The organism is Trueperella bonasi (assembly GCF_030811535.1).
Taxonomy (GTDB): domain Bacteria; phylum Actinomycetota; class Actinomycetes; order Actinomycetales; family Actinomycetaceae; genus Trueperella; species Trueperella bonasi.
In genome coordinates, this window is record NZ_JAUSQX010000001.1 from 339,275 (window position 1) to 362,921 (window position 23,647).

General features: G+C 57.5%; 25 protein-coding genes, 1 other RNA gene and 2 pseudogenes. 6 read left to right on the forward strand and 22 right to left on the reverse strand.

What is annotated here, in order from left to right; translation table 11 throughout:
• Positions 1-43 precede the first annotated feature (43 nt).
• The 11 genes and pseudogenes from J2S70_RS01625 to J2S70_RS01665 all read right to left on the reverse strand — a co-directional run bounded on the left by J2S70_RS01625 (position 44) and on the right by J2S70_RS01665 (position 9,425).
• Positions 44-2,656 carry a SpaA isopeptide-forming pilin-related protein gene (locus J2S70_RS01625; protein ID WP_307682005.1) on the reverse strand — a complete coding sequence of 871 codons (2,613 nt, stop codon included), beginning with the start codon at positions 2,654-2,656 and terminating at the stop codon, positions 44-46.
• Positions 2,653-3,309, reverse strand: a complete 657-nt coding sequence (locus tag J2S70_RS01630) for a hypothetical protein (protein ID WP_307682006.1) — start codon at positions 3,307-3,309, stop codon at positions 2,653-2,655. The genes J2S70_RS01625 and J2S70_RS01630 overlap by 4 nt, the downstream gene beginning before the upstream one ends.
• Positions 3,296-4,177 carry a class C sortase gene (locus J2S70_RS01635; protein WP_307682007.1) on the reverse strand — a complete coding sequence of 294 codons (882 nt, stop codon included), beginning with the start codon at positions 4,175-4,177 and terminating at the stop codon, positions 3,296-3,298. The genes J2S70_RS01630 and J2S70_RS01635 overlap by 14 nt, the downstream gene beginning before the upstream one ends.
• An 80-nt stretch (positions 4,178-4,257) precedes the next feature.
• Complete coding sequence (locus J2S70_RS01640; protein ID WP_307682008.1) at positions 4,258-5,925, reverse strand: SpaH/EbpB family LPXTG-anchored major pilin; 1,668 nt, start codon at positions 5,923-5,925, stop codon at positions 4,258-4,260.
• A 590-nt stretch (positions 5,926-6,515) separates the two neighbouring features.
• A pseudogene (locus J2S70_RS08810) lies at positions 6,516-6,575 on the reverse strand (LPXTG cell wall anchor domain-containing protein); the annotation flags it as partial.
• Positions 6,576-6,824: 249 nt separating this feature from the next.
• On the reverse strand, positions 6,825-6,908 hold the full coding sequence (locus tag J2S70_RS08815; protein WP_407702643.1) for a hypothetical protein: 84 nt from the start codon (positions 6,906-6,908) through the stop codon (positions 6,825-6,827).
• Positions 6,881-7,855 carry a choice-of-anchor M domain-containing protein gene (locus J2S70_RS01645; RefSeq protein ID WP_307683352.1) on the reverse strand — a complete coding sequence of 325 codons (975 nt, stop codon included), beginning with the start codon at positions 7,853-7,855 and terminating at the stop codon, positions 6,881-6,883. Before J2S70_RS01645 ends, J2S70_RS08815 begins: the two co-directional genes overlap by 28 nt.
• A gap of 9 nt (positions 7,856-7,864) precedes the next feature.
• Positions 7,865-7,945: pseudogene (locus J2S70_RS01650) on the reverse strand (hypothetical protein); the annotation flags it as partial.
• 250 nt (positions 7,946-8,195) lie between these two features.
• Positions 8,196-8,570, reverse strand: a transfer-messenger RNA (tmRNA) gene (gene ssrA / locus J2S70_RS01655).
• Between the two features lie 193 nt (positions 8,571-8,763).
• Positions 8,764-9,165 carry a type II toxin-antitoxin system VapC family toxin gene (locus J2S70_RS01660; RefSeq protein WP_307682009.1) on the reverse strand — a complete coding sequence of 134 codons (402 nt, stop codon included), beginning with the start codon at positions 9,163-9,165 and terminating at the stop codon, positions 8,764-8,766.
• A gap of 8 nt (positions 9,166-9,173) precedes the next feature.
• The gene (locus J2S70_RS01665; protein WP_307682010.1) at positions 9,174-9,425 is read right to left on the reverse strand and encodes a type II toxin-antitoxin system prevent-host-death family antitoxin; all 252 of its coding nucleotides are present in this window, start codon (positions 9,423-9,425) and stop codon (positions 9,174-9,176) included.
• A 291-nt stretch (positions 9,426-9,716) separates the two neighbouring features.
• Between J2S70_RS01665 and J2S70_RS01670 the strand changes: the two genes are divergently transcribed.
• The 5 genes from J2S70_RS01670 to gcvH all read left to right on the forward strand — a co-directional run bounded on the left by J2S70_RS01670 (position 9,717) and on the right by gcvH (position 14,725).
• Positions 9,717-9,950 carry a type II toxin-antitoxin system ParD family antitoxin gene (locus J2S70_RS01670; RefSeq protein ID WP_307682011.1) on the forward strand — a complete coding sequence of 78 codons (234 nt, stop codon included), beginning with the start codon at positions 9,717-9,719 and terminating at the stop codon, positions 9,948-9,950.
• Positions 9,947-10,243 (forward strand): type II toxin-antitoxin system RelE/ParE family toxin, encoded by a 297-nt coding sequence (locus J2S70_RS01675; RefSeq protein ID WP_307682012.1) that lies wholly within the window; start codon positions 9,947-9,949, stop codon positions 10,241-10,243. Before J2S70_RS01670 ends, J2S70_RS01675 begins: the two co-directional genes overlap by 4 nt.
• Before the next feature lie 109 nt (positions 10,244-10,352).
• Complete coding sequence (gene gcvP / locus J2S70_RS01680) at positions 10,353-13,184, forward strand: aminomethyl-transferring glycine dehydrogenase (RefSeq protein ID WP_307682013.1); 2,832 nt, start codon at positions 10,353-10,355, stop codon at positions 13,182-13,184.
• A gap of 20 nt (positions 13,185-13,204) precedes the next feature.
• Positions 13,205-14,311, forward strand: a complete 1,107-nt coding sequence (gene gcvT, locus J2S70_RS01685) for a glycine cleavage system aminomethyltransferase GcvT (protein WP_307682014.1) — start codon at positions 13,205-13,207, stop codon at positions 14,309-14,311.
• Between the two features lie 33 nt (positions 14,312-14,344).
• Entirely contained in the window at positions 14,345-14,725 is a 381-nt protein-coding gene (gene gcvH / locus J2S70_RS01690; RefSeq protein ID WP_307682015.1) for a glycine cleavage system protein GcvH, read from the forward strand.
• A gap of 20 nt (positions 14,726-14,745) precedes the next feature.
• Here gcvH and J2S70_RS01695 read toward each other — a convergent pair whose 3' ends face one another.
• Complete coding sequence (locus tag J2S70_RS01695; protein WP_307682016.1) at positions 14,746-15,435, reverse strand: DUF4230 domain-containing protein; 690 nt, start codon at positions 15,433-15,435, stop codon at positions 14,746-14,748.
• Positions 15,436-15,477: 42 nt separating this feature from the next.
• On the opposite strand from J2S70_RS01695, the gene J2S70_RS01700 reads away from it, so the two are divergent.
• Positions 15,478-16,551: a S66 family peptidase gene (locus tag J2S70_RS01700; RefSeq protein WP_307682017.1), complete on the forward strand. Its 1,074-nt coding sequence runs from the start codon at positions 15,478-15,480 to the stop codon at positions 16,549-16,551.
• On the opposite strand, the gene J2S70_RS01705 is transcribed toward J2S70_RS01700, so the two are convergent.
• The 10 genes from J2S70_RS01705 to J2S70_RS01750 all read right to left on the reverse strand — a co-directional run bounded on the left by J2S70_RS01705 (position 16,515) and on the right by J2S70_RS01750 (position 23,611).
• Positions 16,515-17,279 carry an HAD-IIA family hydrolase gene (locus J2S70_RS01705; protein ID WP_307682018.1) on the reverse strand — a complete coding sequence of 255 codons (765 nt, stop codon included), beginning with the start codon at positions 17,277-17,279 and terminating at the stop codon, positions 16,515-16,517. The two genes, J2S70_RS01700 and J2S70_RS01705, sit on opposite strands and share 37 nt — an antisense overlap.
• A 60-nt stretch (positions 17,280-17,339) precedes the next feature.
• Positions 17,340-17,873 carry an SsrA-binding protein SmpB gene (gene smpB, locus J2S70_RS01710; protein WP_307682019.1) on the reverse strand — a complete coding sequence of 178 codons (534 nt, stop codon included), beginning with the start codon at positions 17,871-17,873 and terminating at the stop codon, positions 17,340-17,342.
• Positions 17,874-17,899: 26 nt separating this feature from the next.
• Positions 17,900-19,264, reverse strand: a complete 1,365-nt coding sequence (locus J2S70_RS01715) for a M23 family metallopeptidase (protein WP_307682020.1) — start codon at positions 19,262-19,264, stop codon at positions 17,900-17,902.
• Between the two features lie 3 nt (positions 19,265-19,267).
• Positions 19,268-20,176, reverse strand: coding sequence for a permease-like cell division protein FtsX (gene ftsX / locus J2S70_RS01720; RefSeq protein ID WP_307682021.1), 909 nt, complete (start codon positions 20,174-20,176; stop codon positions 19,268-19,270).
• Complete coding sequence (gene ftsE, locus J2S70_RS01725; protein ID WP_307682022.1) at positions 20,173-20,865, reverse strand: cell division ATP-binding protein FtsE; 693 nt, start codon at positions 20,863-20,865, stop codon at positions 20,173-20,175. The genes ftsX and ftsE overlap by 4 nt, the downstream gene beginning before the upstream one ends.
• Positions 20,866-21,035: 170 nt before the next feature.
• Positions 21,036-22,199 carry a peptide chain release factor 2 gene (gene prfB / locus J2S70_RS01730; RefSeq protein ID WP_307682023.1) on the reverse strand — a complete coding sequence of 388 codons (1,164 nt, stop codon included), beginning with the start codon at positions 22,197-22,199 and terminating at the stop codon, positions 21,036-21,038.
• Between the two features lie 9 nt (positions 22,200-22,208).
• A complete protein-coding gene (locus J2S70_RS01735) occupies positions 22,209-22,622 on the reverse strand; it encodes a hypothetical protein (protein WP_307682024.1) in 414 nt (137 codons plus the stop codon).
• Positions 22,619-23,065 carry a hypothetical protein gene (locus J2S70_RS01740; RefSeq protein WP_307682025.1) on the reverse strand — a complete coding sequence of 149 codons (447 nt, stop codon included), beginning with the start codon at positions 23,063-23,065 and terminating at the stop codon, positions 22,619-22,621. Before J2S70_RS01740 ends, J2S70_RS01735 begins: the two co-directional genes overlap by 4 nt.
• Positions 23,049-23,408 carry a hypothetical protein gene (locus J2S70_RS01745; RefSeq protein WP_307682026.1) on the reverse strand — a complete coding sequence of 120 codons (360 nt, stop codon included), beginning with the start codon at positions 23,406-23,408 and terminating at the stop codon, positions 23,049-23,051. The genes J2S70_RS01740 and J2S70_RS01745 overlap by 17 nt, the downstream gene beginning before the upstream one ends.
• The gene (locus J2S70_RS01750; RefSeq protein ID WP_307682027.1) at positions 23,408-23,611 is read right to left on the reverse strand and encodes a hypothetical protein; all 204 of its coding nucleotides are present in this window, start codon (positions 23,609-23,611) and stop codon (positions 23,408-23,410) included. Before J2S70_RS01750 ends, J2S70_RS01745 begins: the two co-directional genes overlap by 1 nt.
• Positions 23,612-23,647 lie beyond the last annotated feature (36 nt).

Below are 23,647 nucleotides of genomic sequence, written 5' to 3' on the forward strand. Positions count from 1 at the left end.
AATAGAGCCGAGGCGCCGCGAATGACTGTTGATAAACGATGGTTTAAACTGCCGTGTTTCTGCGGCCCAGATACATTCCACCGACGATCACAGCTAGCCCTGCCAGTGCATTGGGCACGACGCCCACGCCGCCGGTGTGTGGTAACTGGCCGGTTTTCACGTCTGCCACCTGAATACGGACGACGGGTACGCCACTAGATGTGTCAACGTGGCCCTTGATCAGCGTGCCACCGGTTTCTTTCAACTTGAAATTCACGGTGCCATCAGAACCACGCACCAGGCTGAACGTCACCGGGTGGAGTAACAGCGAGTAGCCATCTGGCGCTTTGGTTTCCACTAGGTGGTAGACCCCGCCGTCGCCTTGTAGCGTGGCCGTATGCTCGTTGCTCCCCTGCCGGTTGGAAAGCACCTTGGCCTGTGTATAGTCGGGATCGCCGTCCTGGTCCGAGGGATAGAGCGTAAACTCTGCACCCGAAAGTGGCAACGCCGTGTTGTCCGAATCCACCTTGGTCACAGACACGGTGACGTCCTGCGGCTGAGGATCCGGATCGTTGCAGTTCACGAACTCAGCTAGGCCAGGTGTAACTGACGGTGGAAGCGCCTCTACTTGTGCCGAGCCGCCCCCTCCGGTCTGCCCGAAGAACGTTCCCCCACCAGACCTTAGATTGCCCGAAACGGCGGAGATTTCCGCCTTAGCGCCGTTTTGATCTTCCGGCGCTAATGAGAAGTTCGATCGGATGATGTACTGATTGTTCGTCCTCGAAGGCAGGTTGAACCTGCGCCGAATTCCTAATCCCGACGTGCTCGGTTCGATCTCTCTAGCGTTGTTTTTCAGCCATTCATCATCTACAGCTAGCGACGCCGGCATCGCCACCGACCGGTCAACTTCGTAAACCCTGAAAGACGGGGAGGCACTTCCATTTGGAAGCGTCACAGTGGCATGAAACGGACGACCCGAGGTTCGATTGGTGCGAACATTCGTTCCGTTAGCAGTGATGTCATTGGCGTTAACATAGGAGATCACTTCGAAATCGCCCGCAAAGCTTGCCTTATTCAAGATAATTCCGGCACTCAGACCGTTATCTTGATTAAAAAGCTTAGGGTAAACGACATACAAGTTCTCCCCTTGGACCTTGTACCCACCAACGCTTACATCGGCGGCGTAGGTGCCCGGTTGCGCAGCAGTGTAGCGATCAAAATTGACCGGGATGTCGACTCCCGTGAGCTTCACGGAATTCGAGCCAAACACCTCGCTTGTAAAGATTACCTTGCCCCGCTTTGAAATATCCTTCGTTACGTGCGAAGGCTCTGTCGATTCTGCGATCACGTAAGCAACCGTCTTACCCTTCGTCTGATCAATAATCGGAACGACAAATTCAGATACGGCGGTTAGTTCCCCAAAAGCGAACACGTCGGATAAATCAATATAGAAGTAGTCTCCCGGGTTGACCGGTTCGTTTATCTCTACATCGAATTTGAGCCTGGCTACCCCTTGGGTGTTCGGACTAACTACCCTAGCGCCGGAAATTTCACTTCCAGGACGGGCCGGGAGGAGAGGGTTCTCATTGCCATGAATCACGGCCAAGTTCTCATTCCCAACGCTCATGCTAGCCTGCCCAGCAGGATTCGTTGTTTTGAATTCACGGTTTACAACGACGCCGCTGCTTCCGCTGCCACCGGTAGCACCGCAGCCACCTGCATCATCGCTAACGCACACGTTGCCCGCCTGGTCTACGTGAACGTATTTTACGTCGGGTGAGGCAGTGTAGCCGGCGGCCGCACCCGTCTGCTTTAGCGTGTATGTGCCCTGGCTCAGGTTCTTGACGCTGCCCTTGCCGTCAATCACGGCAATCTCCACAGATGTGCCGTTGGCAGTGTTGGTGAGCGTGAACGTACCGTTCAACGGCCCGGTCTCTTCGCAACCCTTGCCCAGCGAGATAAAGAGTGAGCCGGGGGTACCGTCGAACTCGAAGCTCGCGCCGGTAGTCGACCCGCTGCCACTTCCCGGATCGGCGCCGGGGTCAGGAGCAGGAGGCTCGGGAGGCGTGGTCGGATCGGCGCCGGGGTCAGGAGCAGGAGGCTCGGGAGGCGTGGTCGGATCGGCGCCGGGGTCAGGAGCAGGAGGCTCAGGCTGGGTCGGCTCCTCGGTTGGATCCGGCGGTACGGGATCAAGCGTTTCGATCGTTACGACGACGGCCATGTCCTTTTCGACGTCCCGTGGCACGGGAGCAGTTTGCCAATGTAGCTTGGCCGTCACCGAGTCGCTCGCATTGACCGAAATAGGCGCGGTCGGCGTCAGGGTCACTGTGTCACCGCTGTGATTTAATGCCAAAGAATTCACATCCAGGTAGGGTGATGTAATATTCCGCGATTGTGCTTGCCCGTTAACCAGTATTTGGTTTAAAGCGTTAGGCGACTTGAGCTTACGATTACCATTGCCAAAAGCTGCGGACTTAACGGTAACTGACGTAATTTTACCAGCCACGTTGGCAGAACCGGTGAACTCCCACTGGAGGCCGGCTCGTTTTAGCGTTAGCCCGCTCAACTGCACTTCTTGGGTGGCCGCTTGCGCCTGGCCAGCAACGGCCATAACTCCGCCGAAGGTGAGCAGAAAAACCACGAACATCGCCCATACGCGCTTCATTGAGATCCTCATGCCAGTTCCTCCTTCCGTGCCTTCCTAGCAATCGCAATTCCGCCGCCGATCAAGGCGATCGATGCGGCTGCCAGCCCTATGACGCTGGCGCCTGTCCATTCGAGTTCACCCGGCGGTTTGGGTGGCGTCGGCGGATTTACCGGCGGCTCACCCGGTGGTGTTTGGGGCTGCGGTTCGTAGTGAATCTTCGCGGTCACGGTGCCGTTGCATTTTCCTGCCACGGGAATCGAGATCAGTACGTCGTCAACGTAGGCCTTTTGGTAGGCCGGATCGACTGGCGCGTCAATCTCCAGAATGTATACGCCTTCGGGCAGCCCGGTGAACACGGCCTGCGCGTTCGCGTCGCTGACCTGCACGTGCGGCTCGCCCACATCCATCGCGCGGGCGCGCTCAACAGCCATCTCTGGGTCGAAGTCGAGGGCTTCAAGCCCGTGTACCCGGCTTACCGACACGGTGAATCCTGCCCCGGTTGGTTCGGGTAACGAGCCTTCCGGCACGTCGTCGTACGGGTTCGGCTGCGGAATCTGAACGGTCAGTTGCGTGTGGTCGCACAGCCGCTGCGCAGAACTATCTACCCAGTCGGTTTCGAACGCACCCGCGAAGGGTGCACCCAGCGCAATCGTGGCCGCCAGCCACCAGCTACCGAGTTTCATTCTTCCTCAACATTCTTTTTCCGCCGTTTACCAAAAACCTCACGAGGAGCACGAGCGTGATCAGTGCTCCTGCCGCGAACAGCCACATCCACCACTGGATCGCCATCCCGGTCTGTTCTATCTCCGCCTCGGCGGCCTCGTCCATCAGGGCGCGTTCGGCGTGTACCAGCAGCCGGTGGGAGTTCACCCCGTACGGCGTACAGGTGACCAAGGTGAGCAGGTCGCGCCCCTTTTCCTTGTATAAGCTTTCGGTTTCTTCGGGCAGCACCACTTCGGTTCCGACGACGACGTAGCTTAGCTTTTCGCCGTACACGTCAATGTAGATGGAGTCGCCTTCTTTGAGGTCTGCCAGGTTGTCGAACAACGTGGCCGTTTGCAGGCCGGTATGTGCCGTGAGCACGGAATGTGTGCCGCTGCCCCCTACCGGCAGGTCGGTTCCGAACAGGTGCCCCACCCCGCGTTCGAGCACGTGCGGGCGGGTTCCGTGGTAGACGGGCAGATCCACGTTGATGGCTGGGATGACGATCCGGGCCATCACGTCGGAAAGATTCAGGTGTTCAAGGTATGCCTTGTAGGGTTCGTTGTCCTCCGAAAGCCTAGCGGTCCACGGGTCAAGGATCGGGCCGATCGTGCGCGTGCGGTTGTATTCGTGAGCCGCTTCGAGGGCGTCGTTGCGCTCCGTGGGGTCGAGCTCTTCAGCGAACTGAGAGTATGCCTCTGCCACTTGGCGTTGCACGCCGTTGTTCCACAGAGTGGAGGCGATGGGGTAGAGCAAGATCGCAATACCGATCAGCACGATCAGCGCTGGCACGCCAGCTTGGCGGAAGGCCGATTTACGCTGAACCTCTTGGATTTGCACTACTCCCATGTCACCTCATCCCCTTGTTGTATTGACTTGGTGTGGTTGCCCCGCCGCATGATGCGCCGGGGCAACCAGCTTTGACCCAGTTAGGCGGTTTCGCGGTTGTTACGCTTTGCCGCGTACAAGCCGCCGCCGATCACGGCCGCGCCGAGCAGACCGAAGATCGCAATACCTGCGCCACCGGTTGCTGGGAGCTTCGTCTTGACCGGGATGTTCACCACATCAACGCCAACTGCAAGGGACTGCACTTCCGTGTTGAGTTCCTGCACGGTTGTCGAAGTGGAGTAGCTGGTGAGCACGCCGTCCGCATCGTACTCGTACTTTGCTTCAGCCGTTGCGATGCCGGTGAGCTGCACCTTTACCGGAATCGGATCGTGGCGGAGTTCGTAGTTATCCGGAGCCTTGGTTTCAACCAAGCAGTAGGACGTTACGTCTTTGTCAGCGCCGTTCTCGGCGTCGTTCACATGCAAACCGTCAATCACGATCTTGCCGTCATTGGCTCCGTCTGCTTCGTCAGTGAAGGTGGAAACGCCGTTCACCGAAATCGGCTGGCCAGTCACGGTTCCCTTACCAGCAGCATCAACGGTACATGAGTACACTTGGAACTCAGCTCCCGCGAGCGGTGCATTAGCTTCGTTGACCTTCGAAATCGTCACCTTGCCCCATGCGGACGTGGTGGTGTTCGTCTTTTCCCAGCCCTCAGGCGTCGGAGGGGTGTCGGTGGGCTTGAGGGTGCCCTCGCCCACACCGGTGTTCTTGTACACGAGCGCTTGGTTAGGCACGACGCCGGAGGCCAGAACCTTCGCGTCGAAGGTCAGCACGGCCTGAGCCGAAGCATTGGCAGCCTTCGCAGCGTTCGCCTTGACCAAGCCATTTGGCAGCAGGATTACGGTGAGCTCGTCCTGGCCGCCCTCGCCGCCGTCCTTGATCCAGACCTTGAAGTCGCCCGTGCCGTCGCCGGTGTCCCGAGTAAGTTCGGTGTCGCCAACAGTCACCTTGACGTCAGCTTCCTTGCCGTTGATGTCCAGCTTCGGATCCACCTTGTCGTAGAAGCCGAAATCGTTGATCGTCTCGCCAGGGCCTGGAGCCGGAAGCGAAGCGGACACGGTAAACGTGATGTCGTCACCCACCTGCTTGTTGGCGTCAACAACAGCCTTCACGTTCTCATCAAGCGAGTTCTTCGGGTATACCCAAACGGCATACTTGTCACCTTCCGTCAGCCACGCATCTTCGTTAGCCGGATCGGTGGTTGGGACGAACACGATCGACGGCGCGGCAGCCCTATAGGTCTTGCCATCCGCAGCCGTGCTGTTGGTTTCTACGAGGAGGTACGCGCCAACGTCAAGATTGTCGAAGTCGATCTGACCCTGAGCGTTGGTCTCCTTCACACCGGCAGGAACCTCGCTGGTCAGATTTTCAACGTCTGCCGCTAGCGTAGCCGCGTCCAGTGCTGCGGCGGCCTTCAGGCCGTCATTGGTCGAAAAGTCAACGCCTTTGATCTTCCGCAGCGTGAACTCGATTCCCTCAAGCGGCGTGGCGCCAGTAACCGTCTGCTGGGTGCCGTCAGCCGACTTCTTCCCAGCCGCGTCATCATACTTGGTCAGGTGGATAACACCCTTCTTGGCGGTGTCTACGATCTGCGCAGGCTTCGCAGTGGCCGTGACCATGCCATCGGCTGCATGGACTACCCCACCCGCAGCAAGCAACGCGGTGCTCGCCACAAGAAGCGCCGCAAACTTCTTCAATTTCCTCATTGTGTCTCCTGTGCGTGCGAAGCCCAAAGGCTTTGCGATACTTAAACATGGGTTAATCGAACCCACACAGCCCAGATTAAACGCTCCCCCCCCCCCCCGCTCGTCAATTTGCCGAAAAAGTCTGAGATTTTCACCGCGAAACTTCCGCTCCAATCACGAGTGCACAACCGGACTATTCCGTACCAAGACGCCGATATCTTGTTCACAGGCAGCAGTTACTAGGGCCGCTAACACGCCGCTTACCGCTAGGATGCTGCCCTGATTTCAACACATATTTCCGCCATCAGGGAGCCAGACAACCACCTAAAAACTATTGCGCAACTTACCGTTTGCGCTACTCACGGTTCGCTATACCTCCAGCTATCTACGTCCCACAGGGCGGCCAGCTCTAATAAGATTCATACTCTGGCTTCAGGCATTTCCTCATACTGAGCGTTGGGCGCAAGGAACACATTTCTAAGCGAGGGGCGCTCTTCGAAATGCAACGTGCGTCGCTCGGCGTGAAGCACAAGGTGGGAGCTCTCGGATCACCCGAGAGCTCCCACAAGGGTAGGGCACCCTGAGGCTAGATTAACCTCGTCGGTTAGGCATTAGTTCTGCCGCCTACGAACGAGCAGCAGACCAGCACCTACCATGCTCAGCCCGCCGGCCCGCTGCCACTAAAGTCAGCACGCTACCTCCGGTTAGCGGCAGCTTCTTTCGGGCCGCCGGTTTCACACCGCTAGATCCCTCAGTTGGCTACTCACCCGGCTTATCCGAAGGCCTTTCGCCCGGGCTATCCGAGCCCTAATCTGCAGGCTTTTCACTCGCCTGATCAGCCGGGTCGCCGTAAGGCTTACCGACCGGATCGTCATTCACGGCCGGCTCGTCGGATTCGCCCTCAACCACGAAGGTGATGTTCACCTTCTGGCTCTTAAACTCGCCATCGCATTCTTGCCGAACCCCTCTACATCGATCACGTACGTACCTGGCTTCGTGAACACCCAATTATTGTGAATGTGGCAGGGCTGGTGTTTTCAATCTCCTGCGACCCCTCAGACGATCCAAACAGCGTCACATTGTTGGGAAAGTCAGAAACGAACGCCCACCACTTTCCGCCTTCAGGCGCCGAAACCGGGCTGACACGCAAATTCACTCCGTTCGGGAACGCCTCGGTAGGCATACGTTCGGTCGAGAATTCCGACCACACCAACCCTTCGACCTGCGCCAGCGGCACCACCCAGAACACGGCACCCTGCTCGCCAAGGAAGTCATAGGAATCCTGAGTAAACACAGGCTGGCCCAATCCCGCCTCGCGCGCCTCCTCAGCACTTATCAGCCCGCGAATCTTCTTCGCGGACTCCCCAACCTTAAACGTCACGGCTTCCGGCTTGCGCAACACGGACTTTTGAGTGTGTTGGCAGGAATCGTCACCGATCACCATCACGACGTCGTCGCCGCTTTGCACCGGGCTAATATGCACGCGCCCACGATCAATCACCACAGCCTCATCAAGAATCTCAGGGGCATCCGGGGTCTCCTTCGCGCCCGGGCTACCCGGCTCCTCCGGCTTTGCGGGCTGGGTTGGCACAGCGGCCTGCTCGGGTGTACCAGGCTGCTCCGGTGTCGTTGGCTGTTCGGAAGCAACAAACTGTGCTGCCTCGGATACCTCCGCCGTATTCGGCGCCGTCACTTCCACAGCCGAACGGTAATCCACCGGCACTTCGGTCAAATAGTAGCCATCGATGTAGAACACCGCTGTGCCCTGATCGGCCAATTTACCCGTGGCGAACTTCAGCGTGGAAAGGTTTGCATCGCCGTCGCGTTCACCACCCGTGAACGGAGCCACGCTGAACGACGGCGTAAACGACGCCGCATCCTCAGCCTTCGCCGCATCAAAAGCAACCTTCACACCACCGATACCCTCAGCGCTCGGACGCTGCCCGCCCACCTGCCATACCAAGGTTTGCGGATCCAAGGCGATCAGCTCGCCGTCGTTCGAACGCGCCGTGGCACGGTAGGTGATCTCGTAACGGCCAGGGCGGGAGAACGTAGTCTAGTTATGCGTGTACGTTCCCGCATCAAAGAAGATCGAACGCCATGCCAACACCCCTCCTCCCTTCCTTCCTTCCTTCCTCCCGCGACACATACATAATTGCGGCGACGCATTATTTGCTAATAAATCTCTGGCGAGAACGAAGCAAGTATCGCGGGAGCAAGGCATGGGTAGTAAAAGCGAGGCATGGGCAGCAAAAAGGGCGCCCACTTCGCATCAAAGTGAGCGCCCCTTGCAGTGGAGATGGGGAGAATTGAACTCCCGTCCGACGATGCAAAACCCAAGACTTCTCCGGGTGCAGTCTGTTAAACGTTATTTTCAGCTCCAGCACTCACACAGACAAGTTGCTGACGAACATAGTCACCTTATGTCGATCACAGCCCGGCAACATTGCTGCGATCCAGTGGCTTCCTAGATGACGCCAGACATCTCACGCGAAAGCAACGTGAGGCTGACGGACTTTTAAAGGCGCTCGCGCTTAAGCAGCGAGGGCGAAGTCAGACTTCTGCTTGTTGGCAGTTATAGTTTGCAGAGAGTCGTTAAAGAGATGACTCTGCATCCTCTACCCGCTTCCCTTCGGCAGTCACCGCCGTCGAAACCGATCATCCCCGTATAAAGTTGTAAACCAACACCGCCCGAAGGCGTCTATACATACTACAACGGCAATCGCGCCGCGTCTATTCCCATTCTGGCGCTCTGTCGCAACATGTGAGGGACGTTTGGCGCACGATCTTCGTATATAACAAGATCGGGCTGGAATCGTCTCCCAAATGTCCAGCCAAGCGCCGATACCAGTTCTGCCTCTAATATGGCACGTTGGGGTCTAAGATCGGCAGGTTCGTTCTTCGAAAATCTTTGACGTTACGCGTTACTAGGGTGAGGTTATGGGTCATAGCAGTAGCTGCGATCAAGGCGTCCATTTCAGGCATTGGATCCGGGATATGAAGACGCGCCGCTTGCCGTGCAACATCTTTATCAACAGGAACAATAGCTTCTTCGAAAGCAGGCATTACCTGGTCATCAAGCCATAAACGCAAATGACGTCCGGCTACTGGATCGCGTCTTTCGACGCTCAGAATTCCGCGTTCTAGTTCTAAAATCGTAATGACACTGATGGCCAGATCAAGTCTCGGCTGATTTGAAATCCAAGCTCGGAGAGCAGTTGCGTCTTTCTTTCGCGCATCACTCAGGACGTTTGTGTCCAATAAGTATCTCACAAGCCGATATCCCTGACCTGTCGAATTTGACGTTCAGGTATCGGCAGCTCAATTGCATAATCTTGATCCTTCCAAAGGCGATCCCCCATCAGCTCCTTCTGGCCTTTGAGATGCTCGAAGTCCTCAATGGTTAAAAGGACATGGGAGGGAAGCCCATTATCTGTAATAGTCACCGGACCTTTTTCCGTAGCTCTTATCGCGGCCGTTAGATCTCTATCTATTTCACCACTGGTAAACGTTTGACTCATGGGATCCCTCCTTTCAATTAAGGCCATCCTACAACTGGGACGTTGTCTTTAATAAGGTCAGATTTCCAATTATCCGACCATTGTAAATCGGCTATGAAATTTGAGGGACGTTTGGCGCACGATCTTCGTATATAACAAGATCGGGCTGGAATCGTCCTCCAAATGTCAGGTTAACTGCCGCGACCTACGAAAATCTGGCACACCAGCCACGCCGGAGCTTTCCAAAACAATTTATAGCCAGATGGACAACACCAACCGGACGCCACGCCATAGATTTTGGTAATATTTGGTATGGCAAAAAATACTTCAGTTAATCTCGATGAGCATTTCTCTTCGTTTATCGGCAATCAAATTGATAGCGGCCGCTATCAGAATGCCAGTGAGGTAATACGTGCGGGGCTTCGTCTTCTCGAAGATCGGGAGCTCGAATATTCGGCACTACGTCAGGCGCTAGAAGACGGAGAAAACAGTGGACCGGCCGAAACCTTCGACTTTGAGGGCTTTATTGCTAGGAAGCGAGGGTGAGTCAGTTCCGACTCACCCCAGCTGCCCAACGTGATTTATCCGCGATCTGGGATTACACCGAACGCAATTGGGGGCCTAATCAAGCAGAAGTTTACCTGCGACAGATCCAACGTACTTTAGAGCTGGTTTCCGAAAGGAATGAATTCGGACGCCGACGCCCTGACATCAATCGTGCTTACCGGAGCATCCCATCCGGCAGACACGTCATTTTCTACAAATGCTCAAATGGTGCGATAGAGGTGATTCGTATTTTGCATCAACGGATGGATCCACTGAGGCACTTAGATTCGTGAGAAGGACAGCCGGGGCAAACCTAACGCGCACTATAGTTGATCTCGTGATCGGCACCTATCGCCAAAGAGCAAAGTAACTCATCGAGCAAGGGCAGTTCAGGAGACAACCATGGAAGAACACCTCACCGAAACGTTCGCACACCGCCATATCGGGCCTCGCGAAAACCACGCCCAACGTATGCTCAACACCCTCGGCTTTTCATCTTTGGATGAGCTCATGGATACGGCAGTCCCGCACAATATTCGCCAAGGCGCGCCTCTCAACCTACCCGCTCCCCTGTCCGAGCCGAACGCCCTAGCCGAACTTCGCAGGCTCGCCCGCAAGAACACCGTCAAGAAGCAGCTTATCGGCCAAGGCTTTTACAACACCCATATGCCGGCCGTCATTCGCCGGAACGTTTTCGAGAATCCCGGTTGGTACACCGCCTACACGCCCTATCAGCCAGAGATTTCTCAGGGCCGACTCGAAGCGCTGTTGAATTACCAAACGATGGTCGCGGACCTCACCGGCTTCGACCTTGCAAACGCCTCCATGCTCGACGAAGCCTCCGCAGCCGCCGAAGCTGTGCTTCTCATGAACCGAGCCAACCGCAAGAACAAAGACGGCAAAATCGTGCTCGATTCCAATATTTTCCCGCAGAACATCGCCGTGATCCTCGGCCGCACAAAAGCGCTCGGTATCGAAACAGAAGTCGCAGATCTTCGCGCTGGCCTGCCCGAGGGCAAGATCACCGGAGTCGTCCTTCAACAGCCCGGCAACGACGGCGGAATCGGCCACCACGCCAGCATCATTGCCGAAGCAAAAGAGGCGGGCGCGATGGTCACCGTCATCGCCGACCTCCTCGCGCTCGCCCTCATCACTCCCCCGGGCGAGCAAGGCGCGGACATCGCGGTCGGCAATACGCAGCGCTTCGGTGTGCCGCTCTCCTTCGGCGGCCCGCACGCGGCCTACATGGCCACCAGCCAAAAACTCGTCCGCAGCCTTCCCGGCCGCATCGTTGGCGTTTCTACCGACGACGCCGGCCGCCCGGCTTACCGCCTAACCCTCCAGACGCGTGAGCAGCACATTCGCCGCGAAAAGGCCACATCCAATATTTGTACAGCGCAGGCGTTACTGGCCGTACTAGTTGGCTTCTACGGCGTCTACCACGGGCCTGAAGGGCTGACGGCTATCGCACAGCGCGTTCACAGTCACACGGCTCGCCTAGCCCAGGCACTCAGCAGCGCGGGCTTCGAGCTGGCTCGCGATGAATTCTTTGACACGCTCATTATCAGCGTCGACGACGCCGATGCCACGATGTCCGCTGCCCTCGAAGCCGGATACAACTTGCGCAGGTTCTCTGACACGCAGGTCGGCCTCTCCTTCGACGAAACAACGGAAGCCTCCGATGTCGAAGCGATCGCCAAGCTTTTCGACGCCAAGTTAGATACCGCCGAGGCAAACGCACTCCCAGCCGACCTGCTCCGCACCTCGCCCTTCATGACCCACGAGATCTTCAATTCGATCCGCTCAGAATCGCAAATGATGCGCTACACCACGCGGCTTGCTAATCGCGACCTCACACTTGACCGCACCATGATCCCGCTCGGCTCGTGCACGATGAAACTCAACGCGGCGGCCGAAATGGAGCCCATCACCTGGCCCGAATTCGCCAATATTCATCCGTTTGTGCCCGAAGATCAGGCGGCAGGCTGGCTCGAACTTATCGCACAGCTCGAAGGTTGGCTTGCCGAAATCACCGGCTATGCGGCCGTGAGCGTGCAGCCGAATGCGGGCTCACAGGGCGAGTACGCCGGCCTGCTCGCAATCCGGCACTATCTGGAGGCCCAAGGCGAGCATGAGCGCAAGATCTGTCTGATCCCCGCATCGGCACACGGCACCAACGCGGCCTCCGCCAAACTCGCAGGCCTCGACATTAAGGTCATCAATTCGGCACCCGACGGCTCAATTGACGTTGACCACCTCGACGACCTCCTTGCCGAACACGGCGAACAGGTGGCCGCGATCATGGTCACCTATCCGTCCACGGCCGGCATCTACGAGGCTAAGATCGCCGACGTGTGCGGCAAGGTTCACGACGCCGGCGGCCAAGTTTATGTGGACGGCGCGAATTTGAACGCGCTGGTTGGCATCGCCCAGCCCGGCAAATTCGGTGGCGATGTCTCGCACCTGAACCTCCATAAAACCTTCGCGATCCCGCACGGTGGCGGTGGCCCCGGTGTCGGACCGGTCTGCGTGGCCGAGCATTTGGTCCCGTTCCTGCCCACCGAGGCGCGCCATGACGACGACGGCGCGGCCGGCACGCCCGTTGCTGCAACTCTCTACGGTTCGGCCGGCGTCTTACCGATCACGTGGGCCTACATCGCGATGATGGGGGCAGATGGGCTCACGAACGCAACGAAGAACGCGGTTCTTTCCGCAAATTACATCGCCAAGAGGCTTGGAGAGCATTATCCGATCCTCTTTGCGGGCAACAACGGTCTGGTCGCACACGAATGTATCGTCGATCTTCGGCCGGTCACGGAAAAGACGGGCGTCACCGCCGAGGACGTGGCCAAACGTCTCATCGACTTTGGCTTCCACGCGCCTACAATGGCTTTCCCCGTTCCGGGAACGTTGATGGTCGAGCCCACCGAATCGGAGGATCTAGCCGAAATCGAGAGGTTTATCGAAGCGATGGTGACGATCCGCGAGGAGATTGCGGAGATCGAAGAGGGACGGGTCGAACTCGAGTCCTCCGTTCTTCGCCGTTCCCCGCACACCGCGGCCGCCGTCGTCGATACCACGTGGGATCGCCCCTACACCGTTGAACAGGCAGCGTTCCCCGTGGCGAGTTTGCGGGTGGACAAGTATTTCCCGCCGGTCGGCCGGATCGACAACGCAGCGGGTGACAGGAATATTTTCTGTTCCTGCCCGCCCATTGAAGCTTTTGAGAACTAACCCCCGCGGAAAGGCAAAATGTGAAACACTCACCATTTCAGACCGAGCACGAAGCAGCCGGAGCAACCTTTACCGATTTCAACGGCTGGAACATGCCGCTGAAATACACGAAAGAGCTCGACGAACACCGGGCGGTGCGCGAGGCGGCGGGCCTGTTCGACGTTTCCCACATGGGCAAGGTCTGGATCACCGGGCCCGACGCCGCAACCGGGCTGAATCGGGCGCTCGCCGGTAATTTCGAGCCGATGACGATCGGCCGCGCGCGGTACACGCTTGCCCTCACAGAGCAGGGCACAATTCTCGACGACCTCATCGTCTATCGTTTCGCCCCGGATCGTTTTCTCGCGATTCCCAATGCGGGCAATGTGGGCGTCGTGTTTGACGCGCTCGTTGAACGCATGGCCGGCCTTGACGTTGAGATTACCGACGAAACTACCGAATACGGCCTCCTAGCGCTCCAAGGCCCGCGCTCCCTCGAGGTTCTTCAGGCGCTCCCCGATCTGCCCCTCGCCGAGCACGCCGCCGAGCTGAAAAGTTACACGGCCACCGAACTCGAGATCGACGGCGCTCCCGCGATCTTGGCACGCACAGGCTACACCGGCGAACTCGGCTACGAAATCATCGTTCCCGCAGGGCACGCAAGTCCGCTGTGGCACAAACTCATGGCGGCAGGCACGCCGCTCGGAATGCTCCCCTGCGGGCTCGCCTCCCGCGATTCGCTACGTCTCGAAGCGGGTATGCCCCTATACGCCAACGAGCTATCCACCGAAGTCACGCCCATCGAAGCCGGGCTCGAGAGGGTTGTCAGCTTAAAGAAAGCTGACGATTTCGTTGGGCGTAGGGCTCTGGAGCCGCTCAAGGACCAGACGCCCGGCCGCGTCCTCGTCGGTCTCGTGTCCGAGCAGCGGCGCGCTGGCCGCAGCGGGGCGGACGTCGTCGACGACGGCGAAACGATCGGCACGATTACCTCCGGCATCCCCTCCCCGACTCTCGGCCATCCCATTGCGATGGGCTACGTGGCGGCATCGCACGCCGAACCGGGAACTCAGGTCGCGGTGGACGTGCGCGGAAAGGCACTGACATACACGGTTGTGGAACTTCCTTTCTACTCGCACCCAAAGAACTAAAATTGACAAATCACCGTCGAAAAGAGGACTCCCATGACCATCGTAAAAGCAAACCTCCGTTACACCGCCGAACACGACTGGTTGAGCTCCGATAGCCCGGCCAGAGTCGGTGTCACAGATTACGCGCAAAATCAGCTTGGCGAAATCGTCTACGCAGAGCTTCCCGAAGTCGGTGACGAAATCACGGCAGGCGTGGAATGCGGTGAACTGGAATCAACGAAGTCAGTTGCTGAGCTCAGAGCACCGGCAAGTGGCAAGGTTGTCGAAGTCAACGAAGCGCTCGTGGACAACCCGGAGCTCATCAACGACGATCCCTACGGCGAAGGCTGGTTGTACGCCGTCGACGTCACAGAGGAAGGCCCGCTAAGCTCGGCCGAAGAGTATGCGCAAACTGTCGAGGGCACTATCGAATAGCGCGCTCCAAGGGGGGCCAACTATTCGGTGCGCCGCCATTGGAAAACAATCTCATAGCTTTCCGCCTCTGTACCCCGAATCGTTAATTCGACTTGGTTGTACAAAAGAAGTTCGGCCTGTTTCTCAGCGCGCGTGAGTAGTCCACCGTTGATGGCTTCTTGACGGTGCCCATCTGTTAATTCACTGAGCATGCCCGTTACATCGTCTACCGCAATCTGGTTAACAGGATTGTGCGATTGATCGTATTGCACCACAGAGTCCGGGTCGATCACAGCGGAAAGTACTCGCGGCTCAGTGAGCAAGACGGTGATCCGCTCGCTTTCGTTGTCGAGTTTAACGTTCACTTCACTGAAGTCGATTCCTGCGGTGACGACGCCGGAATACGTAATGAGGAAAGATTTACCCGTGAAGGGCACGTCCCACCTGAAGAATTTCCGACCGGAGTCTTCAAAATGCCCCACCCCTGAAAAACCATACTCTTGAGTGACAAGATCAGAAACATCTGAAAATGAGTTCAAAATCGTGGTCGAAGTGATCTCAGGTTCAGATTCCTGGCCGCGCGCAGATAAGGCCCACGCGGTAACCATAAGCGACACAATGGCTATAACGGCAAAGATCACGGTTAGAGGCGAGTGCCTTCTGGAAGAATTCTTCCGCCCTGATTGTGAATGATCCCAGTTGGCATTCACTTGCTTTGTTTCTTCAGCCATCATGGCTCCTTTGCGTGGCGTTTGTGCTGGTACATTTTTACCATGAGCCGTGACTTTCAAATGCCATCACCCGCGAGAAGGGGCGATAAAGTTGCCGTTCTCTCCCCCTCGTGGGCGGCACCCGCGTATTTCCCGCAGATTCACGAGCAGGCTCTGGAGCGCGTAGAGCGTTTGCTTGGCGTGGAGATCGTTGAGTTTCCGACAACGCGGCTGATGGGAGCGACCCCGGAGGCTCGCGCCGCCGATGTCAATACGGCTTTCGCCGATCCCGAAATCCGCGCGATCTTCGCGACGATCGGCGGGAGCGACCAAATTCGCGTCGTCCCCCACCTCGATCCCGAGCTGGCCCGGGCCGATCCCAAGCCATTCTTCGGGTATTCCGACAACACGAACATCCACAATTGGCTATATGGAATCGGTGTGGGCTCTTATTACGGAGGCTCCACCATGGTTCATTTCGGGCAGGGTACACGCGTCGATCCCGAACACTTGCTCACCTTGCGTGCGGGGCTTTTTGGTGGGGGCGACGTCGTCATCCCGGCTACCGCCGACAGTGAAGACTTCGGCCTCGACTGGTCCGACCCGCGCTCGCTGACCCACGACGTCGAGCGCGAACCGGCGCTCCCGGTTGAATTCCTCGGTAGCGAGCGCACTGTACGGTGCAGAACTTGGGGCGGGTGCCTCGAAGTTCTCGACGAGCTTGCTTTTGCTGACCGCCTGCCCTCCGCGGCGGATCTCGAGGGTGCGATACTCATCTTCGAAACATCGGAAATCTTACCGCCAGCCGAATTCGTCGGCCGTTGGATTCGGGCGATGGGTGAACGCGGTTATCTGGAGGCAGCCGCAGGCCTCATGTTCGCCCGGCCGGTTGTCCAAGACCGCGACGCTCCCGCCCCACAAAGTATTTTGGAAGCCCGCCGTGATGCCTACCTCGAGTATTTGCTTTCGAATATTGCGCTCTACCGCAACGATCTACTCGTGGTGCTCAACGTTCCGTTTGGGCACACGCGCCCGCAGGTGATCCTGCCGTACGGGGGCGACGTGACGCTCGACCCTATCGCGCAGCAAGTCACGGCGCATTACACGAACTCGATAACCTCTGCGATTGAAGGGTGAACGTAGTCGGGGCGGAACGGGAAGTTCTCGATTTCGCTTTCCTCAGTGGATCCCGTGAGCACTAGGTGCGTGGTCAGGCCGGTTTCAACACCCGCCTGAATGTCGGTATCCATTCGATCACCCACGATGGAGGTGTGTTCGGAGTGCGCGCCGATTTTGTTGAGCCCATTGCGCAACATCACCGGATTCGGCTTGCCAACAAAGAATGGGCTGCGGCCGGTTGCCTTTTCGATCATGGCCGCCACGGCGCCGGTGGCAGGAATATCGCCTTCTGCCGACGGGCCTGTAGCATCCGGGTTGGTCGCAATGAAGCGCGCACCGCCCTGAATGAGACGGATTGCTTTCGTGATTGCCTCAAAAGAGTAGGTACGAGTCTCACCGAGCACCACAAATTCTGGGCGGTCGGAGGTCATGATGAAACCCTCTTCATACAGGGCGGTCGTCATCCCGGCCTCTCCCAACACGTAGACTCGCTTGTTGTCCGTCTGCCCCGAAAGGAAGCGGGCTGTTGCCAGCGCCGACGTCCAAATCCGTTCGGCGGGCACGTCCAAGCCCGATGATGCCAGCCGTGCCGACAGGTCGCGCGTCGTAAAAATCGAATTGTTGGTCAAAATCAGGTGCGGGATGTCTTTTTCTTCAAGCCGTTCAAGGAACTCCTTCGCCCCGTCAAGGGCGAGCCCCTCGTGTACGAGCACACCGTCCATGTCAATAAGCCAAGCACTAGTCATATAACCATCCAATCACGTCATTGTGTTTTCGGAAAGGGCGCTTATCTAACAGGCGAAAGCCTAACGCTGGCGGCGGCGGGCTTCCGACATGGCGCGCTCCGCTTCACGCATATCCTGCTTACGCTTAAGCGTCTCGCGCTTGTCCCACTCCTGTTTACCGCGAGCGATGCCAATCTCAACCTTTGCACGGCCACGAATAAAATAAAGCTCTAAGGGAACGATCGTGTAACCCTTTTCCCGCGATCTTTGCGCCAGCTCTTCAAGCTCGTGCTTGTGCAAGAGCAACTTGCGCTTCTGGGTGGGCGCATGATTAGTCCACCCGCCAGCGGAGTAGACAGGAATATTAGCCCCGACCAGCCAGCCCTCGCCGTGGCGATCGATTTCAACCCACGCTTCGGCCAGTGACGCACGCCCGGCGCGCAATGCTTTAACTTCGGTGCCAGCGAGCACGAGGCCGGCTTCAAACGTGTCGTCGATAAAGTAATCGTGGCGCGCTTTCTTATTTCGGGCCACGACCTTTTTCGCGTCGGCAGCCTGCTTCGCCTTTTGGGCAGGCGTCAACTTGCCAGCATCCTTTTTCCACGCTTTAGCCATGAACTTCCTTTGTCTCCACCGGCGTACTAGCTCCACCGGCGCACGAAAGAGCTGAACGTCATTGGGTCGATTACCGTGCCATCTTTCCACACTTCAAAGTGAACGTGGCACGCGGTGACGAGCCCGGTTTCGCCGGTCCATCCGATCACTTGGCCCTGCTTCACCGACTGACCGGTGGTTACGTTGAATGCCTGCAAATGGTTCGTCACGGTCACGTATGAACTGCCGCCTACAATTCCGTGATTGATGAACACCTGGTTGCCGTGGGTTCCATTACCTGCTGCTGGAACGACGGCCGAAACGACGCCGTCGGCAGCGGCTGTTTGTGCCTCACCGCATCGCGAGCGCAAGTCGACGCCGTTGTGCATCCACATGCCACCAAACGGATACTGGCGCATGCCAAAGGGTGACGTGACGTAAACGGGAGCTGGCACGGGCGGCTGAATCCAACTTGAGGAGGTTTGCTGTGGGGCAGCTGGCGCCGGAGCGGGCTGATGATTCCGGGCCGCTTGGTCTCTGGCAGCTTTTTCGGCCGCAGCTTTTTCGGCTGCGATACGTTCGGCTTCTTTGCGGCGGTTCTCTTCGTCTATTTCGACGATCCGTTGTGCCGTTTTGTCACGAGCAACTTCGAGGTTATCGATCGAATTTATGTAGTCGTCTTTTCTTGCCTCGAGGCCTTCAGACTGCTCGGCGAACTGGTCTTCGAGTTCGAGTAGCTCGTCGCGCTTTTGATCAGCCAGCTGTTTCTTTTCTTTTTGAACGACGACGAGCTCATCCGAGGCTCGCTTTAGCTTTTCGATTTCTTCTTCCACCGCGCTCTGGCGTGATTCACGGTTCTTGGATTGCGCTGCCTGTTGCTCGTATTCGGTCAACGAACTGGCCTGCGACCTTGAGACCGCGGTGTGTGCCCGATACGCGTTCGCGAAATCTTCGGCCGAGCTCGCACCGATAAGAACTTCAAGCTCGGAGGGCATGGTGTCTCCGCGATAGGTCACTCGAGCGTACTCTCCTAGCGACTTCCGGGTTTGCTCAGCGTTCGCCTCGTGTTGAGCGATTTCGTTTTGAATTCTTTCTAATTCGCCTTGCGCGGCTTCCAAGAGCGCGGCATTGGCTTCAGCTTCACGGATCGCGGCAGCCAGCTCGTTATCCGCCTGAATAACATCTGCCTCAGCGCCGGGGATTTTGCCGCGTGTTTCCTCGAGCTGAAGGTAGGCGTCTTGGAGATCGACGTCGATACCTTCAAGCTCGGATTGCAGGCGCTCAATTTCGCGTTCCTGCTCTTCTTGTTGATCTACCAGATCTGAGCGCTCGTCAGCCGCGGCAGGTAGGACGATCGCCGCACCGGAAACGGCGATCGCGAACACAGAAATGAAGGTGAAGATTTTTCGCATGGCCTACACCTTCGTGTATCTGCGCAGTGCGAGATAGGAGGCCAAGGCTGCAATGAGAATCGCGCCCAGTAACAGCCAGGGGGCCATCATCAGCACGTCTTGGCTCGTGATGATACGTAGCCAGGAGCCGGCAAACCAATCTTGGATGAAGTATTCAACGGCCGCCCACAACGACGCGATCGCAAGGACCGCACCGACAAGCGCCGCGAGCACGCCTTCGAGGATGAAGGGGGCTTGGATAAATCCATTGGATGCGCCAACGAAACGCATAATTTCGGTTTCGTTTCTTCTGAACATGGCCGAAAGGCGGATCGTTGCTGGAATAAGCAAGAGTGCCGTCACAATCATGATGACGGCTAGACCGCCAGAAATTAGCGTGAACCGGTTTAGCATATTGAACAGCGGTTCGAGCTGCTCTCGTTGATCAATAACGGCGTCGACCCCGGGACGCCCTTTGAGACTTTCCCGAACGACGTCGTATTCAGAGGGATCGACCAGTTTAACTCGATACGAAGCCTGCATTTGTTCGGGATCGACCGTGTCGAGCCACGCCGAGTCTGCCAAGTATTCCCGAAGCGCTTCGTAGGCTTCTTCTTTGGTTTCGAAGTGGACTTCCTCGACGTACTTTGCCATCTCCGCCGAATGCAAAAAGGCGTTTAACTCGTCGATTTGTTCCGGCGTGACTTCGCCCCCAGCGCACTGTGCCGTGTTTTGATCCGGTGCACATAGGAAGGCAGAAACTTCGACCCGGTCATACCAGTCGTTCTTTGCGGAGTCGATCTGCGTCTGCAATAAAATAGCCGCGCCGACGAAAAGTAGCGACACGAAAGTCACGAGTGTAACTGAGGCCGATAGCGCAAAGTTGGAGCGGAGACCTTTCCAGACCTGCGAGAAAATAAAACGTAATCTCATGCCTGGCTCCCTCCATACACGCCGCGGTCTTGATCTCGAACGACGTCTCCATCGACGAGCTCAATCACTCGCTTACGCAACTGATTCACGATTGCTTGATCGTGGGTGGCCATGACGACTGTGGTGCCCTGCCGGTTAATCCGGTCAAGCAAACGCATAATTCCGAGTGCCGTTTTGTGGTCCAGGTTGCCCGTAGGCTCATCAGCCAACAAGAGTTCGGGCCGGTTAACCATCGCGCGGGCAATCGCCACGCGTTGCTTTTCACCGCCCGACAGTTCGTGCATCCGGCGCTTTTCTTTGCCGTTAAGGCCAACGAGTTCCAACACTTGGGGCACTTCCTTGTGGATCGCGTGGCGCGGTTTACCAATCACCTGCATCGCAAGTGCAACGTTATCGAAAACGTTCTTATCGGAAAGCAAGCGGAAGTCCTGGAATACCGTTCCTATCTGCCTGCGCAAATACGGGACCCTGCGCGATGAAACCCCGGAAAGGTCTTTGCCGAGCACGTGGACTTTACCGGAGGTTGGGCGTTCCTCTGCCAGCACAAGTGCGAGCATCGTGGACTTACCAGAGCCCGAGGCGCCCACGAGGAACACGAATTCTCCCCGATCAATATTTAGGCTGACGTCATCCAGCGCGGGGGCAGCCCCGCGCTGATAAATTTTCGTGACGTTATCGAATGTGATCATTGTTGGTGCCAATACGTAATGGACATGGTTGCTTTTACATTACGCAGTCACCAAGAAGGTACTGGGCAGGCGCGCCGTCACGCGACGCGCCTCACTTATTCATTTTTCTTAGAGCGTGACCGGAAGAAAGTGATAATTCCGAAAACAATCAGAGCTGGCCAAGGTCACGGCTAAGTGGCCTTAGCGAGGCTACTTAGCCGCTCGCGGGGGCACGCTAGTCCCCCCGATTGCCGCCAGCGAATTCCAGCGTCAATGAAACCGTCGAGATCGCCGTCGAAGACGGAGTCGGTGTTTCCAACTTCATGCCCGGTGCGCAGGTCTTTGACCATCTGGTAGGGGTGGAGCACGTAGGAACGCATCTGGTCGCCCCACGAAGCCTTCACGTCACCGGCCAGCTCTTTCTTTTTCGCCTGCTCTTCTTCATGGCGCAGTTGCAAGAGCTTGGACTGCAGCACGCGAAGTGCGGCAGCGCGGTTTTGAATCTGCGACTTTTCGTCCTGCATCGACACCACAATCCCGGTGGGGATGTGGGTCATTCGCACGGCCGAATCCGTTGTGTTGACCGACTGACCACCCGGGCCAGACGAACGGAAAACATCGATTTTGAGTTCATTTTCTGGAATCTCGATCGAATCCGTGGTTTCAATCAGCGGGATTACCTCAACTGCGGCGAATGAGGTTTGGCGCCGGCCCTGATTGTCAAACGGTGAAATTCGCACCAACCTGTGCGTCCCCGCTTCCACAGAGAGCGTGCCGTAGGCGTAGGGCGCGGACACTTCGAAAGTGGTCGATTTAATCCCGGCTTCCTCAGCGTAGGAGGTATCCATAACCTTCGTCTTGTAGCCGTGGCGTTCGGCCCAACGCAAATACATGCGTTGCAACATTTCAGCAAAATCTGCCGCGTCAACCCCGCCCGCACCAGAACGGATGGTGATCACGGCGTCGCGCTCATCATATTCGCCAGACAGCAGGGTTTTAATTTCGAGGTCGGCTAAATCAGCTTTGATCTTTTCGATCTCACGTTCGACTTCGCCAAGTAGCTCCTTACCCATGTCGGGATCGGCTTCGCTTTCTTCTTTGGCCATTTCGTACAGGGTTTCAACATCCTCGACCCGCGCGCCCATCTTTTCAATTCGCTCCAGCTCGGACTGAGCATGCGAGAGCCGCGAGGTCACCGCCTGTGCGGCATCTGGATCGTCCCACAGATCGGGGGCAGCGGACTTTTCGGTGAGCTCAGCGATGGTTGCACGGAGAGCTGGCAGGTCGGACACCGCCTTCACCTGATCGTAGGTGTGGCGAATATCGTCAATTTCTAGGCTGTGTTCAATGCTCACGTGGGCATTCTACGGCATGCGCATCAGCTCGGCGCTGGAGGTGACCGTGAGATTTACTGCGCTCGAGTCCGCAAGAAATTCGGGCACGAACGGCAGGTAGGCTATTCCGCGTAGGTTCACGACGACGGTATCACCGCTCACGTATGCGGCATACGTAGCGTTATGGTTGCCGACGACGACCGTGCCGCCCGCGGGCGTCGCCGGCCGTAGGCTGAGACTACTGGCCGCGTAGTAGTCGTCATTTGCCACCTCCTGTGCTAGCTCGAGAGCGATGGCATCGGCGTGATTGAGCAGATCGCGGCGTACCGAATGCACGTGAATTGCCGAGGTCAAAATAAAAATCAGCGCGATCACAACGACCCACAGGCCAAGGCCCATGACGATCAGGTTGCCATCCTCTGCCTGCTCGTTCGGCGTTTTCATGGTCGCACCACCCGATACTGATCGACGAGCATCGACTGACTCGCACTGATGGAGATCGATCCGATGATTGGCACGCCGACATCAGCCGACACGGTCACTTCGACGCTTGCGCCCGGACTTAAGCATGGCGAAGCTGTACACGAGACGCCGAAGGCTAGCGGCTCCACGAAACCTCGAGTGTCCCAGGCCAGGTCAGCCGCTGTTCGCGCTTGCGCCTGCGCTTGCACACCAGAGTCCGCCCGTACATACGCGCGGACGGACTGCCGTGCAGCATCGTCGAGCGCTAGTTGAGCCCGCGTCGTCGTTGACAATCCGATCAGCAGGATCAGGGCCGGAATAATGATGACCGTCATCACGCCAATGAATTCAACGACGGCGTTTCCGGGCTCAGCCTGCTCACTCACGGCCCGCTCACTCACGGCTGCTTCATTCGCGCTGCGCATGAGCTCTCACCTCAATGGCGTCGGCTCCCAAGAAGCCCGCGCCGGGAATGGGCGACCGAACGACCACCTCGATGCCGGTACGGGTGTCGTTCACTGAAATATTGGATGCGTAATCGGCGTTCAAGGTCGTCGTGATGAGGTCGCGGGTACGCTCGGCCGCGAGAGCCTTGGAGCCGGCTATCGCTCCCGCGCGGGCACCTTCCATAGCCGCATCCGTGGCGATGGCATGCACATACCACCCCAGCGCCGCTGCGATCAGCGTGTACACCACCATGAGTAGCAAACTGACGGTGGCAACGAAGCCGACCGGCGCACTACCGTCCTCACGCTCGATGGCAACCATTAGATAGACAGGATGCGCTCGATCGCATTGTTGAACAGGTTGGTCAGAGCAGGGCCCGCGATTGCCCAGATGAGCACGACGAGCGCGGCCGTCATGAGCGTGATCATGACCCAGCCGGGCACATCACCCTGTTCTTCACGATCAACCTGCGGCCACAGCAAGTTCCGGATCGGCTGGCTGACGCGGAATTTCCTATTTTTCATGGTGTTCTCTTTCTGTGTGAACTTAGGGATCTGGGA

Excerpts from the sequence above, each read along its gene's own strand:
- J2S70_RS01625 (WP_307682005.1), bottom strand. The coding sequence starts at position 2,656 with ATGAGGATCTCAATGAAGCGCGTATGGGCGATGTTCGTGGTTTTTCTG.
- J2S70_RS01630 (WP_307682006.1), bottom strand. The coding sequence starts at position 3,309 with ATGAAACTCGGTAGCTGGTGGCTGGCGGCCACGATTGCGCTGGGTGCA.
- J2S70_RS01635 (WP_307682007.1), bottom strand. The coding sequence starts at position 4,177 with ATGGGAGTAGTGCAAATCCAAGAGGTTCAGCGTAAATCGGCCTTCCGC.
- J2S70_RS01640 (WP_307682008.1), bottom strand. The coding sequence starts at position 5,925 with ATGAGGAAATTGAAGAAGTTTGCGGCGCTTCTTGTGGCGAGCACCGCG.
- J2S70_RS01665 (WP_307682010.1), bottom strand. The coding sequence starts at position 9,425 with ATGAGTCAAACGTTTACCAGTGGTGAAATAGATAGAGATCTAACGGCC.
- J2S70_RS01670 (WP_307682011.1), top strand. The coding sequence starts at position 9,717 with ATGGCAAAAAATACTTCAGTTAATCTCGATGAGCATTTCTCTTCGTTT.
- gcvP (WP_307682013.1), top strand. The coding sequence starts at position 10,353 with ATGGAAGAACACCTCACCGAAACGTTCGCACACCGCCATATCGGGCCT.
- gcvH (WP_307682015.1), top strand. The coding sequence starts at position 14,345 with ATGACCATCGTAAAAGCAAACCTCCGTTACACCGCCGAACACGACTGG.
- J2S70_RS01695 (WP_307682016.1), bottom strand. The coding sequence starts at position 15,435 with ATGGCTGAAGAAACAAAGCAAGTGAATGCCAACTGGGATCATTCACAA.
- J2S70_RS01700 (WP_307682017.1), top strand. The coding sequence starts at position 15,478 with ATGAGCCGTGACTTTCAAATGCCATCACCCGCGAGAAGGGGCGATAAA.
- J2S70_RS01705 (WP_307682018.1), bottom strand. The coding sequence starts at position 17,279 with ATGACTAGTGCTTGGCTTATTGACATGGACGGTGTGCTCGTACACGAG.
- smpB (WP_307682019.1), bottom strand. The coding sequence starts at position 17,873 with ATGGCTAAAGCGTGGAAAAAGGATGCTGGCAAGTTGACGCCTGCCCAA.
- J2S70_RS01715 (WP_307682020.1), bottom strand. The coding sequence starts at position 19,264 with ATGCGAAAAATCTTCACCTTCATTTCTGTGTTCGCGATCGCCGTTTCC.
- ftsX (WP_307682021.1), bottom strand. The coding sequence starts at position 20,176 with ATGAGATTACGTTTTATTTTCTCGCAGGTCTGGAAAGGTCTCCGCTCC.
- ftsE (WP_307682022.1), bottom strand. The coding sequence starts at position 20,865 with ATGATCACATTCGATAACGTCACGAAAATTTATCAGCGCGGGGCTGCC.
- J2S70_RS01735 (WP_307682024.1), bottom strand. The coding sequence starts at position 22,622 with ATGAAAACGCCGAACGAGCAGGCAGAGGATGGCAACCTGATCGTCATG.
- J2S70_RS01740 (WP_307682025.1), bottom strand. The coding sequence starts at position 23,065 with ATGCGCAGCGCGAATGAAGCAGCCGTGAGTGAGCGGGCCGTGAGTGAG.
- J2S70_RS01745 (WP_307682026.1), bottom strand. The coding sequence starts at position 23,408 with ATGGTTGCCATCGAGCGTGAGGACGGTAGTGCGCCGGTCGGCTTCGTT.
- J2S70_RS01750 (WP_307682027.1), bottom strand. The coding sequence starts at position 23,611 with ATGAAAAATAGGAAATTCCGCGTCAGCCAGCCGATCCGGAACTTGCTG.